This window comes from Pantoea sp. SIMBA_079 (assembly GCF_046940275.1).
Classification (GTDB): Bacteria; Pseudomonadota; Gammaproteobacteria; order Enterobacterales; family Enterobacteriaceae; genus Pantoea; species Pantoea borealis.
In genome coordinates this window covers 1-274 of record NZ_JAWRYR010000274.1, presented here as the reverse complement: position 1 = coordinate 274, position 274 = coordinate 1, and the positions used below count along the sequence as shown (strand labels likewise).

Sequence of the window (274 nt, the reverse complement as noted above, 5' to 3'; positions counted from 1 at the left end):
GACGAGGTTTACGCGATTGCCGAACTGATCCGCCGCCAGCGCGGCGGGGCGGCAGTGGTCATGGGCGCGCTCAGCCCACGCACGCGAAATGCGCAGGTGGAGCTTTACCAGTCCGGCGACGTGGATTTCCTGGTGGCGACCGATGCCATCGGCATGGGGCTCAACCTGGATGTGGATCATGTCGCGTTCGCGCAGAACCGCAAGTTCGATGGCTATCAGTTCCGCGATCTGACGCCCGCCGAAGTAGGGCAGATCGCAGGACGCGCGGGCCGGC

At 65.7% G+C, this 274-nt stretch carries 1 protein-coding gene; it reads left to right on the top strand.

Translation table 11 applies throughout. From position 1 onward, the window contains the following. On the top strand, positions 1 to 274 hold a 274-nt coding region (locus tag SB719_RS19990; protein ID WP_412159715.1), incomplete at both ends, for a helicase-related protein.